This is a genomic window from Proteus sp. GOKU (assembly GCF_015475555.1).
Lineage (GTDB): Bacteria > Pseudomonadota > Gammaproteobacteria > Enterobacterales > Enterobacteriaceae > Proteus > Proteus mirabilis_B.
In genome coordinates this window covers 2,637,530-2,652,014 of record NZ_CP034105.1, presented here as the reverse complement: position 1 = coordinate 2,652,014, position 14,485 = coordinate 2,637,530, and the positions used below count along the sequence as shown (strand labels likewise).

The window sequence follows — 14,485 nt, the reverse complement described above, 5'->3', positions numbered from 1 at the left end:
TATTGTGATTGTGGCGACTTAGCGACATTTATCGCCGATTGCTATTCATATAGAAAGATACAAATGAAAAGGCTGTCCCAGCAAATAACTGTTCTATCACTCTACTCTTACGTTACAAACTTTTGAAGATGCTAGGTTATTTTTGGTGTAAAAGGTCAGTTTATTCTTAGAATGTTATTTTGATGACTGATTGTATTGCTTATGGTGGATTTATGTTTCAGTTTTGGTGAATAATCTGGATTATTATTCTATTGAAAAGGAGCTTTTTAGTGTGGTGATTAGAAACAAGTTGATGTGATAGAGAGGTAGACGGAATGTTGCATAATCAATTATTGAATAATTTTATCGGATTTGTATTATCTGACTTAATATATTAAATTTTCAAATAATATGGTTAAATCTACTTTATTCTATAGCAATCAATTAGTTTAAGTATAAATTAAATTTAAATCTTAAATTTAGTTTATAGGGGAAGATACTTAAACTCGAATGCATAGTTAAGATAATTTAAATTATTTTCAAAATGTTAAAATTTATGAATGAGAAAGCAATATAGTATGATCTAAGTCTAACTTGTGATGACGGTATACAGTTCTTTCTTGTGAATGCTTGAAATGATAATAAAATTTAATTTGTTACAAAAAGATGCAATTCCTTTCCATCTAGGAGGTGTAAACGATAAGAAACAAATGTAAAGTATTCGGTATGTCTTTGCTCTCCTTTTCAGAGTAGAGTACTGTCTGAATCGGAAGTCTTTTTTAGACTTTTGATATAAAACACCAGGTATATGTAATTTAAAAATCAAAAATAAGTGAAGAATAAACAATGATTAATGCAAATCGTCCGATAATGAATCTCGACCTCGATCTGCTTAGAACGTTTGTAGCTGTAGCAGATTTGAACACTTTTGCAGCAGCCGCTGCTGCTGTATGTCGAACCCAATCTGCTGTGAGTCAGCAGATGCAACGTTTAGAGCAATTGGTGGGTAGAGAGCTGTTCGCCCGTCATGGTCGTAATAAACTTTTAACAGAGCATGGTCTACAACTTTTAGGTTATGCGCGTCAAATTCTGCGTGCGAATGATGATGCAACGGCATCATTAACGTATAGCGATGCAGAAGGGGAGCTACGTATTGGTGCTTCTGATGACTCTGTTGATACTTTATTACCGTTTTTATTAAATCGTATCGCATCAGTGTATCCACGTTTAGCGGTTGATGTACGTATTAAGCGTTCTCAATATATTGAGACAATGCTAGATAATCATGAAATTGATTTAGCATTAACAACAGCTCGTATTGGTCATCACCCACGTACAGCGTTACGTACTGCACCAGTGCTATGGCATTGTGCGCCAGATTTCCAATTACAAATGAATGAGCCGATCCCTTTAGTTGTAATGGATGAAACGAACCCATTCCGTCAATTAGCGATAAACACGTTAGATGACGCAGGAATTCAATGGCGTATTGCTTATGAAGCAGCTTCTTTATCTGCTGTTCGTGCCGCGGTTAATGCAGAAGTGGGTATCACTGCACGTCCACTTGAAATGCAGAATGCTGATTTACGTATTTTAGGCGAAAGCGAAGGATTACCTCGTTTACCTGAAACACAATATTGGTTATATCGTAATTCAGATGAACAAAATGAAGCGGTGTTAACAGTATTCAATGCGATTGAAAACAAGAAAACACCTTATACCGTCACTGCACCTGAAGATATTAGCTCTACTGAACTTGAATAATCACATTAATAATTGTGTGAATTTTTTAGCGTTAAAACACAAAAATTAAAGATTAAAAAAGAGTCAAATAAAACTGGATAGTGATGAATAATGATAAACGGGAATAGATGCAATGAAGTGCATTTATTTCCGTTTTTTTATTGCCTTTTTTTGAAATAGTAACACTATGTTAATAATTATGTTGTTTTATGTATTTATCTTTGTGACATTTCATTCCATAACTACCTTAACTGCTTGTTAAAAAAATGTTTACCTTCCCCCTTGGTTAATCACTTGTAGGATTTGTTAACAAATAAAAAGATTGTCTAGGTTTTAAGAGAATAAAAAAGTAAATCTAAGCGGATATTTGACCTCCTCCACAATATTAGAAAGTTAATTTGTTAAAATTTGGATAAATTTTAAACTGATTAAGTATTTTTTCGACTATTTTGTGAGTTTGATCAAGAAAATAAGGCACATTTGCCTGTGTTGAGTCAGGTTTTTCCTGAGATACTGGTGTAGTAAAATCGAATTATCGGTTAGACTAAGCGTGTTAGCATAAAGTTTGTCGGTTGACTGACACGTTTTAGCATTAGCCAGTAATTGGGTGTTAAAAATGAGTGTTAAATTTGTTAAATCGCGATAGAAAACTGAGTGATTTGTCGCAAAGTTTTCTAAAAAAGAAGAAAGGTATAAATAGACTGTTATTATTTCTTTAATTAGCAAGTCTGTTTAATTCGCCTTTTTTTTCGTAATTAGAAATGTGGTGTAAACCGCCGGATAAGAGTTGGTTAATTGACACCACCTTTGATGAGTAAGCAATGAGTATGTCTACAACCACTGAAGTTATCGCCCATCATTGGGCATTTGCTGTCTTCCTCATAGGCGCATTGGGGTTATGTTCGCTCATGTTGTTGGGTGCCCGCTATTTAGGCGGACGCGCACAGGCAAGGGCAAAGCATGTTCCTTATGAATCTGGTCTTGATTCTGTTGGCAGCGCTCGTCTGCGCATGTCAGCTAAATTCTATTTAGTTGCCATGTTTTTCGTTATTTTCGATGTTGAAGCACTGTTTCTTTATGCCTGGGCTGTTTCCGTTCGTGAAGTTGGCTGGTTAGGCTTTATTGAAGCGTCAGTCTTCATCGCTATTTTATTAGCTGGATTATTCTATTTGGTTCGCATAGGCGCATTAGATTGGACGCCTGTTCGCTCTCGCCGTGAAACTGCGAGTAAAAGCCATGTTCGATTAACCAGCGGCAAACATCCGCAGCAGTAATAAGCGAGGCATTAGAAATGGATTATACGCTCACCCGCATAGATCCGAACGGTGAGAATGACCGTTATCCCCTGCAATCACAGGAAATTGTCAGTGACCCATTAGATGCTCACGTTCATCGCAGCGTGTATATGGGAAAACTGGAACATGCGTTGCATGACGTTGTGAACTGGGGACGGAAAAACTCTTTATGGCCATATAACTTTGGTCTTTCCTGTTGTTACGTTGAAATGGTGACGTCATTTACGGCTGTGCATGACGTGGCTCGTTTTGGTTCAGAAGTATTACGTGCATCACCTCGTCAAGCTGACTTTATGGTGGTTGCGGGTACTTGCTTTACTAAAATGGCACCCGTTATTCAACGTTTATACGACCAGATGCTAGAGCCTAAATGGGTTATCTCTATGGGGGCATGTGCAAACTCTGGTGGTATGTACGACATCTACTCAGTAGTGCAAGGTGTTGATAAGTTCATTCCAGTTGATGTGTATATTCCTGGATGCCCACCACGCCCTGAAGCTTACATGCAAGCACTAATGTTATTACAAGAGTCCATTGGTAAAGAACGTCGCCCATTATCATGGGTTGTCGGCGACCAAGGCGTTTACCGTGCCAATATGCAATCAGAACGAGAAAGAAAACACGGTGAACGTATCGCAGTGAAAAATCTGCGTACTCCTGACGAAATTTAAAGGCTTTTGCCTAAGACGTAACCAGAGCAATGTGTTGCGATCATAGTAACCCTGATCAAAGTTGTGGTGAATAGAAATGACCGATCAGATAGCGCAAAAAGGCGCTCGGCCAGCGTGGGAAACGACCGATCATATTGATGATCAGGTGGTTAATGAACTGCGTCAGAAATTTGGGCCAGATGCGTTTACGTTCCAACCTACTCGTACTGGCATGCCAGTTGTTTGGGTTAAGCGGGAACAACTTATTGAGGTAATGCTATACCTCAAATCTTTACCAAAACCTTATGTCATGCTGTTTGATATGCATGGTTTTGATGAGCGTCTTCGTACGCATCGTCAAGGCTTGCCAGCAGCAGACTTTTCCGTTTTCTATCATCTGATATCAATCGATCGTAATAAAGATATCATGCTGAAAGTCGCGTTAAGTGAAAATGATCTTAATGTTCCGACTATCACATCTATCTTTCCTAACTCGAATTGGTATGAGCGTGAAGTCTGGGATATGTTTGGGATTGTCTTTAATGGGCATCCAAATTTACGCCGTATTATGATGCTTCCTGATTGGGAAGGTCACCCACTGCGTAAAGATTATCCTGCTCGTGCGACAGAGTTCGATCCTTATGTGCTAACAAAGCAGAAACAGGATCTGGAAATGGAATCGCTGACATTCAAACCTGAAGAGTGGGGGATGAAACGCGGTACTGAGAATGAGGACTTTATGTTCTTAAACCTCGGTCCTAACCATCCATCATCTCACGGTGCATTCCGTATTATTCTTCAGCTTGATGGCGAGGAAATCGTCGACTGTGTACCTGATGTGGGTTATCACCATCGTGGTGCTGAAAAAATGGGTGAGCGCCAATCTTGGCACAGCTATATCCCATACACAGACCGAATCGAATACCTCGGCGGATGCGTTAACGAAATGCCTTATGTACTTGCAGTGGAAAAACTTGCCGGTATTGAAGTGCCTGAACGCGTTAAAGTCATTCGTGTCATGCTGTCAGAGCTATTCCGTATTAATAGCCACTTACTGTATATCAGTACTTTTATCCAAGACGTTGGTGCAATGACACCAGTGTTCTTTGCCTTTACTGACCGTCAGAAAGTTTACAACATCGTTGAAGCGATTACTGGATTCCGTATGCACCCTGCATGGTTCCGTATCGGTGGTGTTGCTCATGACTTACCTCGCGGTTGGGAACGCTTATTACGTGAATTCTTAGATTGGATGCCAAAACGTCTAGATTCTTACGTAAAAGCAGCACTGCAAAACAGTATCTTGAAAGGTCGTACTATTGGTGTTGCCTCATATAATGCTAAAGAAGCATTAGATTGGGGTGTGACAGGTGCAGGTCTTCGTTCAACAGGTGTTGAATTTGACGTCCGTAAATGGCGTCCATATTCAGGTTATGAAAACTTTGAATTTGAAATCCCTGTTGCAAGTAATGGTGACTGTTATGACCGCGTAATGCTGAAAGTAGAAGAACTACGCCAAAGCTTACGTATTCTGGAACAGTGCTATAAAAATATGCCAGAAGGGCCATTTAAAGCAGACCATCCACTGACAACGCCTCCACCAAAAGAGCGCACATTACAGCATATCGAAACCATGATTAACCACTTCTTACAGGTTTCATGGGGCCCGGTTATGCCTGCTAATGAATCATTCCAGATGGTTGAAGCCACTAAAGGGATCAACAGCTATTACTTAACCAGTGATGGCAGCACAATGAGCTACCGCACGCGTATTCGTACGCCAAGCTTTGCTCACTTGCAACAAATTCCAGCGGTTATCCGCGGTAGTCTGGTTTCTGACTTGATTGTGTATCTGGGAAGTATTGATTTTGTAATGTCGGATGTGGATCGTTAATCATGCAAAATGAATTAAACCAAAAAGATGATGCAGTGCAGATCGAAATCGTTGATGTCACGCATTCAAAGAAAGCAACGTTTGTTTTAACTGAAGAAGAACGTGCTGAAATTGAACAAGAAAAACATCACTATGAAGATCCGCGTGCAGCCTCTATTGAAGCACTGAAAATTGTGCAAAAGAACCGCGGTTGGGTTGAAGACGGCGCAATTTATGCGATTGCGGATGTTCTTGGGATCCCTGCAAGCGATGTTGAAGGCGTTGCTACGTTCTATAGCCAAATTTTCCGTCAACCCGTTGGCCGTCACATTATTCGTTTTTGTGACAGCGTGGTTTGTCATATTACAGGTTATCAAGGCATTCAGGCAGCAATTGAAAAGCACCTTAATATCATTCCTGGTCAAACTACACCAGATGGTCGCTTTACGTTACTGCCAACCTGCTGTTTAGGTAATTGTGATAAAGGTCCTACCATGATGGTAGATGACGATACTCACAGCTTTGTTAAACCTGAAGAGATTGAAACGTTACTGGAGCAGTATCCATGACAGCAATTTCAGGAGCAAAACCGATTATTCGTAGCGCAGAAACGCACCCGCTAACGTGGCGCTTACGTGATGATCGTCAGCCTGTATGGTTGGATGAATACCGTGCTACAAACGGTTATAAAGCGGCAGAAAAAGCATTAAAAGGTATGTCACCGACGGAAGTGACCACTGAAGTTAAAGATGCTGGCCTAAAAGGTCGTGGTGGTGCTGGATTCTCAACAGGCCTGAAATGGAGCCTGATGCCAAAAGATGAAAGCATGAATATCCGTTACATCCTTTGTAACGCAGATGAAATGGAGCCGGGTACTTATAAAGACCGTCTCTTAATGGAAGAACTTCCACATCTGTTAATTGAAGGGATGATTATCGGCGCTCACGCACTGAAAGCTTACCGTGGTTATATTTTCCTTCGTGGCGAATATATCGAAGCGGCTAAGAATTTACGCCACGCCATTGAGGAAGCAAAAGCAGCAGGCTTTCTTGGTAAAAACATCTTTGGTTCCGGAATTGATTTTGAACTGTTTGTTCACACAGGTGCAGGTCGTTACATTTGTGGTGAAGAAACAGCATTAATCAACTCATTAGAAGGTCGTCGTGCTAACCCGCGCTCTAAACCGCCATTCCCTGCAACATCAGGTGCATGGGGTAAACCAACTTGTGTCAATAACGTTGAAACATTGTGTAACGTGCCAGCGATTATTGAACACGGCAAAGATTGGTATATCGGCTTAAGTGAAGGCAAAAGCCCAGATGCGGGTACTAAATTAATGGGATTCTCGGGGCGCGTGAAATTTCCGGGCTTATGGGAATTGCCATTTGGTACAACAGCGCGTGAGATCCTTGAAGATTACGCAGGCGGTATGCGTGATGGTCTTAAGCTGAAAGCATGGCAACCGGGTGGTGCAGGTACTGACTTCTTAACGGAAGATCACCTCGATCTCCCAATGGATTTTGGCACGATTGCAAAAGCAGGTAGCCGTTTAGGTACTGCACTTGCGATGGCGGTAGATAATGAAATTAATATGGTTTCATTAACCCGTAATTTAGAAGAGTTCTTTGCTCGTGAATCTTGTGGCTGGTGTACACCTTGTCGTGATGGCTTGCCATGGAGTGTCGAAATCTTACGTGCGATAGAAAATGGTAAAGGTCGCCCTGGTGATATCGAAACACTTGAGCATTTATGTCGTTCTTTAAGTCCGGGACACACATTCTGTGCTCACGCACCGGGTGCAGTAGAACCTTTACAAAGCGCCATTAAATATTTCCGTGAAGAATTTGAGGCAGGCATTATTCAAGAAGATTATACCAATGCCAACTTGATCAGAGGTATTCAGCCTAACTTGCTGAAAAGCCGCTGGTAATTTTTCACGACACATTCTAGGTTTAACGCCTGCTGTGCAGGCCTTTGGGAAGCATGCTGACTATGGCTACGATTCATGTAGACGGCAAAGAATATGAAGTTAACGGGGCTGATAACCTGTTAGAAGCCTGTCTTAATTTAGGCTTAGATATTCCTTATTTTTGCTGGCACCCAGCGCTGGGAAGCGTTGGCGCTTGCCGCCAGTGTGCGGTGAAGCAGTATCAAAATGCTGAGGATACCCGCGGTCGTTTAGTGATGTCTTGTATGACACCAGCGACTGATGGCACGTTTATCTCTATTGACGACGAAGAAGCGAAGAAATTTCGTGAAAGCGTTGTTGAATGGTATATGACAAACCATCCTCATGACTGTCCAGTTTGTGAAGAAGGCGGTAACTGCCACCTTCAAGATATGACGGTAATGACAGGTCATACTATGCGTCGCTATCGCTTTACGAAGCGTACACATAGAAACCAAGATCTGGGACCGTTTATTTCTCATGAAATGAACCGTTGTATTGCTTGTTACCGCTGTGTTCGTTACTACAAAGACTATGCCGATGGTACTGATCTTGGCGTCTTTGGTGCACATAACAACGTATTCTTTGGACGCGTTGAAGATGGCACATTAGAGAGCGAATTCTCGGGTAACTTGGTTGAAATTTGTCCAACAGGTGTGTTCACTGATAAAACTCACTCATCACGTTATAACCGTAAGTGGGATATGCAGTTTGCACCAAGTATTTGCCAAGGTTGTAGCATGGGTTGTAACACAAGCCCAGGTGAACGCTATGGTGAATTACGTCGTATTGAAAACCGTTATAACGGGACTGTAAACCGCTATTTCCTCTGTGACCGTGGTCGTTTTGGCTATGGTTATGTGAATTTAGCAAGCAGACCTCGTCAGCCTAAAAAACGTTTAGGCAGTAACTGGTTAGAAATTAATGCTGTTCAAGCAACTCAAGCCGCTGCAGATATGCTGAAGAAAAGCCAGCGTATCGTAGGTATTGGTTCCCCGCGTGCAAGCATTGAAAGTAACTTTGCATTACGTGAAGTTGTTGGTGCTGAAAACTTCTATAGCGGTATCTCTGCATCAGAGCAAAAACGACTGACATTAATGTTAGATATTTTACAAAAAGGTGGCGTTCATACCCCATCTCTACGTGAAATTGAAGATTACGATGCGGTTTTAGTGTTAGGTGAAGATTTAACACAAACCGGTGCTCGTATGGCATTGTCTGTACGTCAAGCCGTGAAAGGTAAAGCGCGTGAAATGGCAGCCGCTCAAAAAGTAGCTGACTGGCAAATTGCTGCGATTATGAATATCGGGCAACGTGCAAAATACCCGCTGTTTGTCACTCATGTTGATGAAACCCGCCTTGATGATGTTGCTGCATGGAGCTACCGCGCACCCGTTGTTGATCAAGCGCGTTTAGGTTTTGCGATTGCCAATAACATTAACGGTGAAGCACCTGCAGTTGATGGCATTGATGAAGCGCTGAATAAACATATCGAGATGGTTGTTCAAGCACTTTCTCAAGCGAAGAAACCATTAATTATCAGTGGTAGTCATGCAGGTAGCGAAGACGTTATCAAAGCAGCTGCTAACATTGCGTTTGCATTAAAAGCAAAAGGTAATGAAGTAGGGCTTTCTTTCGTTGCTGATGATGCAAATAGCATGGGCCTTGCCATGATGAATGCACAACCACTTGATGATGCATTAAAAATGATGCGTAGTGGTCAAGCTAACACGGTTGTTGTAATGGAAAACGATTTATATCGCCATTACGATGCAGACGTGATTGATGATGCGATTGCTAAAGTTGATAACGTTATTGTTATCGACCACCAGCAAACAGACATTATGGCGAAAGCACATCTTGTTCTCCCAGCTTCTTCATTCGCTGAAAGCGATGGAACCATGGTGAGTCAAGAGGGCAGAGCACAGCGTTACTTCCAAGTTTTCGAACCTTCTTTCTATAACAAAGAAGTGGTGATGCATGAAAGCTGGCGTTGGTTGAGTGCTGTTGATTCTCAATGGCATGAAAGAACGTTGGATTGGACACAGTTAGACAGTGTTATTGAGCATTGTGCAACTAGTCTTCCTCAGTTTGCTGGCATTGTTGATGCTGCACCGAATGCATCATTCCGTATTCGTGGACAGAAACTGGCTCGTGAACCGCATCGTTATAGTGGTCGTACTTCTATGTTGGCAAATGTGTCTGTTCATGAACAGCGTCAACCAAAAGATATCGACACGCCATTTGCGTTCTCAATGGAAGGTAATAACAGCCCAACAGCACCTCGTCAGCAAATTCCATTTGCATGGGCACCGGGTTGGAACTCACCTCAAGCATGGAATAAATTCCAAGCAGAAGTGGGTGGCAGCTTACGCTTTGGCGATCCGGGTGTGCGCTTAATCGAATGTGGTGATAATACACTTGGCTACTTCACTGATATTCCTGCGCCATTTAATGCACAGAAAAATCAATGGACTGTCGCACCTTGCTACCGTTTATTTGGTAGTGAAGAGTTATCACAACGCGCTGAAGTTATCCAATCTCGTATGGAAACTGCTTATTTAACATTGAGTGAATCTGATGCACAGGCATTAGCGTTAACTCAAGGTCAGCAAGCGATGTTTACTTACGAAGGCCGTGAATTCACCTTACCTGTGAAAATCAGTGCTCACCTGACTCAAGGTCAAATTGGCTTGCCGTTAGGTATGGCAGGTATTTCTCCATCGCTGGTGGGTGTATCGGTTCGTCAACTGCGGGGTATTGCATAATGAGCTGGTTATCTCCTGAAGTTACAGAGATTTTACTCACCGTTTTAAAAGCCGTCGTGATCTTGCTTGTCGTGGTCACTTGTGGTGCTTTTATGAGTATGGGGGAACGCCGTTTACTGGGTTTATTCCAAAACCGTTATGGGCCTAACCGTGTAGGCTATGCAGGTTCAGCGCAGCTAATTGCGGATATGATCAAAATGTTCTTTAAAGAGGACTGGATCCCGAAATTTGCTGACCGCTTTATCTTCACCATTGCGCCAGTGATTGCGTTTTCATCTTTACTGCTGTCATTTGCAATTGTACCTGTTAGCTCAACATGGGTTGTCGCTGACTTAAACATCGGTATTTTGTTCTTCTTGATGGTTGCCGGTATTGCGGTGTATGCCGTGTTATTTGCAGGCTGGTCAAGTAATAACAAATATTCACTGTTAGGTGCAATGCGTGCATCAGCACAAACCGTAAGTTATGAGGTGTTCTTAGGGCTCTCAATCTTAGGTGTTGTTGCACAAGCGGGCTCTTTCAACCTGACTGACATCGTAAACTCACAAGCAAATGTGTGGAATATCATCCCACAATTCTTTGGCTTTATTACGTTTGCGATTGCAGGGGTTGCTGTTTGTCACCGTCACCCATTTGACCAACCTGAAGCAGAGCAAGAGCTGGCTGATGGTTATCACATTGAATATTCTGGTATGAAATTCGGTTTATTCTTTGTTGGTGAATATATCGGTATCGTTGCGGTATCGGGTCTTATCGTGACGTTATTCTTTGGTGGTTGGCAAGGTCCTTTCTTACCGTCATTCGTTTGGTTTGCACTGAAAACAGGATTCTTCATGATGATGTTTATCCTTATTCGTGCCTCGTTACCGCGTCCGCGTTACGACCAAGTGATGTCTTTCGGTTGGAAAATTTGCTTACCGTTAACGCTTATTAATCTGCTGGTAACTGCTGCAGTGATACTTTACAACGCTCAATAAGGGGTGATTGAACCATGACTTTAAAAGAGTTATTGACTGGTTTCGGCACCCAGGTACGAAGCATTTGGATGATTGGCTTACATGCCTTCGCCAAACGCGAAACACAGATGTACCCGGAAGAACCTGTCAATGTTGCACCACGTTATCGTGGACGTATTGTGTTGACGCGTGATCCCGATGGTGAAGAGCGCTGTGTTGCTTGTAACTTGTGTGCAGCAGTCTGTCCAGTAGGCTGTATTTCATTACAGAAAGCAGAACATGAAGATGGTCGTTGGTATCCGGAATTTTTCCGTATCAACTTTTCTCGTTGTATCTTCTGCGGTTTATGTGAAGAAGCTTGCCCAACAACGGCACTGCAATTAACGCCTGATTTCGAAATGGGTGAGTTTAAGCGTCAGGATCTGGTTTATGAAAAAGACGATCTGTTGATTTCTGGACCCGGCAAATATCCTGAATATAACTTTTACCGTAAAACAGGTATGGCGATTAACGGCAAAGACAAGGGTGATGCGGATGATGAAGCTAAACCTATCGATGTCAAAAGCCTGTTACCGTAAGGAGCGATATTCATGGAATTTGCATTTTACATCGCGGGGCTGATTGCCATCCTTGCAACATTGAGAGTTATCACTCATACCAATCCAGTACACGCATTGTTGTACTTAGTGATTTCATTGATTGCGCTCTCTGTGGTTTTCTTCTCGTTAGGCGCTTATTTTGCTGGTGCATTAGAAATCATCGTTTACGCTGGCGCCATTATGGTGTTGTTCGTTTTCGTGGTGATGATGCTCAACTTAGGTAAATCCGTCGTTGATCAAGAGAAAAAATGGCTACAACCGAAGTTTTGGATTGGGCCGGCACTTTTATCTCTCACTTTACTTGTGGTGTTAGTGTACGCCATCAGTACTGTGACTCACGGCGAAATTGCTGGAGATGTGATTGGCGCGAAAGAGGTCGGTATTAGCTTATTTGGACCTTATATTCTGGCTGTTGAGTTAGCATCTGTTCTTCTATTGTCTGGGTTAATAGTTGCTTATCACATTGGTCGTGATCAGAGCCATGACGATCTCGTCGAAAACGAAAACGCAGGGGAGCAAAAATGATACCTCTTCAACATGGTTTGATCTTGGCTGCGGTACTGTTTGTGTTAGGTTTTACCTGCTTAGTACTTCGCCGCAACCTGTTGTTTATGTTGATCGGACTAGAAATTATGATTAATGCGGCTGCGCTGGCATTTGTTGTCGGTGGTAGCTTTTGGGGTCAAACGGATGGTCAGATAATGTATATTCTGGCAATCAGCTTGGCAGCGGCAGAGGCAAGTATTGGTCTGGCATTGTTGTTACAGCTTCATAGACATCGCCAAAATATCAATATCGATACAGTCAGTGAGATGCGCGGATGAATATACTCTATTTAACCATTCTGCTACCACTGCTGGGATTCTTACTGCTTGCTTTCTCACGTGGTCGTTGGTCTGAAAACGTATCAGCATGGATTGGTACAGGTTCTGTTGGTTTATCTGCCCTTGTTGCATTTTGGGCTGGTATGGATTTCTTTGCTAACGGGCAAGAAACTTATGTTCTGACTTTATGGAACTGGATGTCAGCAGGGAATTTCAATATTCCGTTTACACTGGTTCTTGATGGTCTTTCATTAACAATGCTGGGTGTTATCACTGGCGTTGGCTTTCTTATTCATATGTATGCATCTTGGTATATGCGTGGCGAAGAAGGGTATTCTCGCTTCTTTGCTTATACCAACTTATTTATCGCAAGTATGGTCGTCTTAGTACTGGCTGATAATATGATGCTGATGTATATGGGTTGGGAAGGGGTTGGTTTATGTAGTTACCTGTTAATTGGTTTCTATTATAGCAATCCTGCCAATGGCGCAGCTGCGATGAAAGCGTTTATCGTAACGCGTATCGGTGATGTGTTCTTAGCTATCGGTATGTTTATCCTGTTTGACCAATTAGGTACATTGAGCTTCCGTGAAATGGCAGTACTTGCTCCTGAGCAATTAGCAGTGGGTTCAAGTGTCATTAACTGGGCAATGTTAATGGTATTAGGCGGTGCAGTAGGTAAATCAGCACAGCTTCCATTACAAACTTGGTTAGCCGATGCAATGGCAGGTCCAACACCTGTATCTGCATTAATTCACGCCGCAACCATGGTCACGGCGGGTGTGTACTTAGTCGCACGTAGCAATGCGCTATTCTTAATGGCACCAGAAGTACTGGAATTGGTCGGCATTATCGGTGCAGTCACATTAGTGTTAGCGGGCTTTGCAGCTTTAGTACAAACAGATATCAAACGTATTCTTGCTTATTCAACCATGAGCCAAATTGGTTATATGTTTTTGGCTTTAGGCGCTCAAGCATGGGATGCGGCAATTTTCCACTTAATGACTCACGCTTTCTTTAAAGCATTACTGTTCTTATCAGCAGGTTCGGTGATTGTTGCCTGCCACCACGAGCAGAATATCTTTAAGATGGGCGGATTACGTAAGAAGATCCCATTTGTTTATGCCTGTTTCCTAATTGGTGGTGGCGCATTAGCGGCATTACCGCTGTTAACAGCGGGGTTCTTCAGTAAAGATGAAATCTTATGGGGTGCGTATTCAAACGGGCATTTTAACTTAATGCTTGCAGGTTTAGTTGGCGCGTTATTTACGTCACTTTATACCTTCCGTTTGATTTTCATCGTATTCCATGGTGAAACCAAAACCGAAGCACACCAAGTTAAAGGGTTTACTCATACTTTCCCATTAGCGGTATTAGCACTGTTATCAACATTTATCGGTGCGTTAATTACTCAACCGTTAGGTGCTGTTTTCCCTGAAGGAAACGCATCGCACGATGGTAAATATGTGTTAGAAATTCTTTCTGGTGTGGTAGCGATAGTAGGCGTTGCCATTGCAGCATGGTTATACCTAAAACAGCGTCAATGTGTTTCTAAGGTTGCCAATACTCGCACAGGCCGTTTCTTCTCAACATGGTGGTTCCATGCTTGGGGATTCGATGCGCTGTATGAAGTGCTGTTTGTCAAACCTTATAAAGGGGCGGCGTGGCTTATCCAGAATGATCCTGTTAACCAATTCTTTAATTTATTTGGTTGCCTGCTTAAAGGTACCAATAAAGGATTAAGTTTCAGTGAGAATGGATTAGCACGTTGGTATGCGGCTTCTCTCGGTTTAGGTGCAGTGCTGGTCATCGCTCTGCTGCTTCTGGTTTAATTAAGGGACACATTGCGC

12 protein-coding genes are annotated in these 14,485 nt (G+C 42.3%); all 12 read left to right on the top strand.

The features are described from left to right. Window positions 1-825 precede the first annotated feature (825 nt). The 12 genes from hexA (at window position 826) to nuoL (ending at window position 14,467) form a co-directional block, all read left to right on the top strand. Complete coding sequence (hexA, locus tag EHE21_RS12370; RefSeq protein ID WP_075670634.1) at window positions 826-1,743, top strand: transcriptional regulator HexA; 918 nt, start codon at window positions 826-828, stop codon at window positions 1,741-1,743. An 800-nt stretch (window positions 1,744-2,543) separates the two neighbouring features. Then, on the top strand, window positions 2,544-2,996 hold the full coding sequence (locus tag EHE21_RS12365) for an NADH-quinone oxidoreductase subunit A (protein ID WP_036912633.1): 453 nt from the start codon (window positions 2,544-2,546) through the stop codon (window positions 2,994-2,996). 17 nt (window positions 2,997-3,013) lie between these two features. Next, window positions 3,014-3,688: a NuoB/complex I 20 kDa subunit family protein gene (locus tag EHE21_RS12360; protein ID WP_004243697.1), complete on the top strand. Its 675-nt coding sequence runs from the start codon at window positions 3,014-3,016 to the stop codon at window positions 3,686-3,688. Between the two features lie 76 nt (window positions 3,689-3,764). Further along, the gene (nuoC, locus tag EHE21_RS12355) at window positions 3,765-5,561 is read left to right on the top strand and encodes an NADH-quinone oxidoreductase subunit C/D (protein ID WP_088495124.1); all 1,797 of its coding nucleotides are present in this window, start codon (window positions 3,765-3,767) and stop codon (window positions 5,559-5,561) included. A gap of 2 nt (window positions 5,562-5,563) precedes the next feature. Beyond that, the gene (gene nuoE / locus EHE21_RS12350) at window positions 5,564-6,109 is read left to right on the top strand and encodes an NADH-quinone oxidoreductase subunit NuoE (RefSeq protein ID WP_006533305.1); all 546 of its coding nucleotides are present in this window, start codon (window positions 5,564-5,566) and stop codon (window positions 6,107-6,109) included. Beyond that, the gene (nuoF, locus tag EHE21_RS12345) at window positions 6,106-7,470 is read left to right on the top strand and encodes an NADH-quinone oxidoreductase subunit NuoF (protein ID WP_088495125.1); all 1,365 of its coding nucleotides are present in this window, start codon (window positions 6,106-6,108) and stop codon (window positions 7,468-7,470) included. The genes nuoE and nuoF overlap by 4 nt, the downstream gene beginning before the upstream one ends. Before the next feature lie 53 nt (window positions 7,471-7,523). Continuing rightward, window positions 7,524-10,256, top strand: coding sequence for an NADH-quinone oxidoreductase subunit NuoG (gene nuoG, locus EHE21_RS12340; RefSeq protein WP_194950821.1), 2,733 nt, complete (start codon window positions 7,524-7,526; stop codon window positions 10,254-10,256). Next, the gene (gene nuoH, locus EHE21_RS12335; protein ID WP_194950820.1) at window positions 10,256-11,233 is read left to right on the top strand and encodes an NADH-quinone oxidoreductase subunit NuoH; all 978 of its coding nucleotides are present in this window, start codon (window positions 10,256-10,258) and stop codon (window positions 11,231-11,233) included. Before nuoG ends, nuoH begins: the two co-directional genes overlap by 1 nt. Window positions 11,234-11,247: 14 nt before the next feature. Beyond that, window positions 11,248-11,790, top strand: a complete 543-nt coding sequence (nuoI, locus tag EHE21_RS12330) for an NADH-quinone oxidoreductase subunit NuoI (protein WP_006533299.1) — start codon at window positions 11,248-11,250, stop codon at window positions 11,788-11,790. Window positions 11,791-11,802: 12 nt separating this feature from the next. After that, complete coding sequence (nuoJ, locus tag EHE21_RS12325) at window positions 11,803-12,336, top strand: NADH-quinone oxidoreductase subunit J (RefSeq protein ID WP_194950819.1); 534 nt, start codon at window positions 11,803-11,805, stop codon at window positions 12,334-12,336. Beyond that, on the top strand, window positions 12,333-12,635 hold the full coding sequence (gene nuoK / locus EHE21_RS12320; RefSeq protein WP_023581731.1) for an NADH-quinone oxidoreductase subunit NuoK: 303 nt from the start codon (window positions 12,333-12,335) through the stop codon (window positions 12,633-12,635). The genes nuoJ and nuoK overlap by 4 nt, the downstream gene beginning before the upstream one ends. After that, window positions 12,632-14,467 (top strand): NADH-quinone oxidoreductase subunit L, encoded by a 1,836-nt coding sequence (nuoL, locus tag EHE21_RS12315; protein ID WP_165122930.1) that lies wholly within the window; start codon window positions 12,632-12,634, stop codon window positions 14,465-14,467. Before nuoK ends, nuoL begins: the two co-directional genes overlap by 4 nt. The last annotated feature ends 18 nt before the right edge of the window (window positions 14,468-14,485 follow it).

What these genes read in the sequence shown, in the direction of transcription:
- hexA (WP_075670634.1), top strand. Translation starts at nt 826, where the DNA reads ATGATTAATGCAAATCGTCCGATAATGAATCTCGACCTCGATCTGCTT.
- EHE21_RS12365 (WP_036912633.1), top strand. Translation starts at nt 2,544, where the DNA reads ATGAGTATGTCTACAACCACTGAAGTTATCGCCCATCATTGGGCATTT.
- EHE21_RS12360 (WP_004243697.1), top strand. Translation starts at nt 3,014, where the DNA reads ATGGATTATACGCTCACCCGCATAGATCCGAACGGTGAGAATGACCGT.
- nuoC (WP_088495124.1), top strand. Translation starts at nt 3,765, where the DNA reads ATGACCGATCAGATAGCGCAAAAAGGCGCTCGGCCAGCGTGGGAAACG.
- nuoE (WP_006533305.1), top strand. Translation starts at nt 5,564, where the DNA reads ATGCAAAATGAATTAAACCAAAAAGATGATGCAGTGCAGATCGAAATC.
- nuoF (WP_088495125.1), top strand. Translation starts at nt 6,106, where the DNA reads ATGACAGCAATTTCAGGAGCAAAACCGATTATTCGTAGCGCAGAAACG.
- nuoG (WP_194950821.1), top strand. Translation starts at nt 7,524, where the DNA reads ATGCTGACTATGGCTACGATTCATGTAGACGGCAAAGAATATGAAGTT.
- nuoH (WP_194950820.1), top strand. Translation starts at nt 10,256, where the DNA reads ATGAGCTGGTTATCTCCTGAAGTTACAGAGATTTTACTCACCGTTTTA.
- nuoI (WP_006533299.1), top strand. Translation starts at nt 11,248, where the DNA reads ATGACTTTAAAAGAGTTATTGACTGGTTTCGGCACCCAGGTACGAAGC.
- nuoJ (WP_194950819.1), top strand. Translation starts at nt 11,803, where the DNA reads ATGGAATTTGCATTTTACATCGCGGGGCTGATTGCCATCCTTGCAACA.
- nuoK (WP_023581731.1), top strand. Translation starts at nt 12,333, where the DNA reads ATGATACCTCTTCAACATGGTTTGATCTTGGCTGCGGTACTGTTTGTG.
- nuoL (WP_165122930.1), top strand. Translation starts at nt 12,632, where the DNA reads ATGAATATACTCTATTTAACCATTCTGCTACCACTGCTGGGATTCTTA.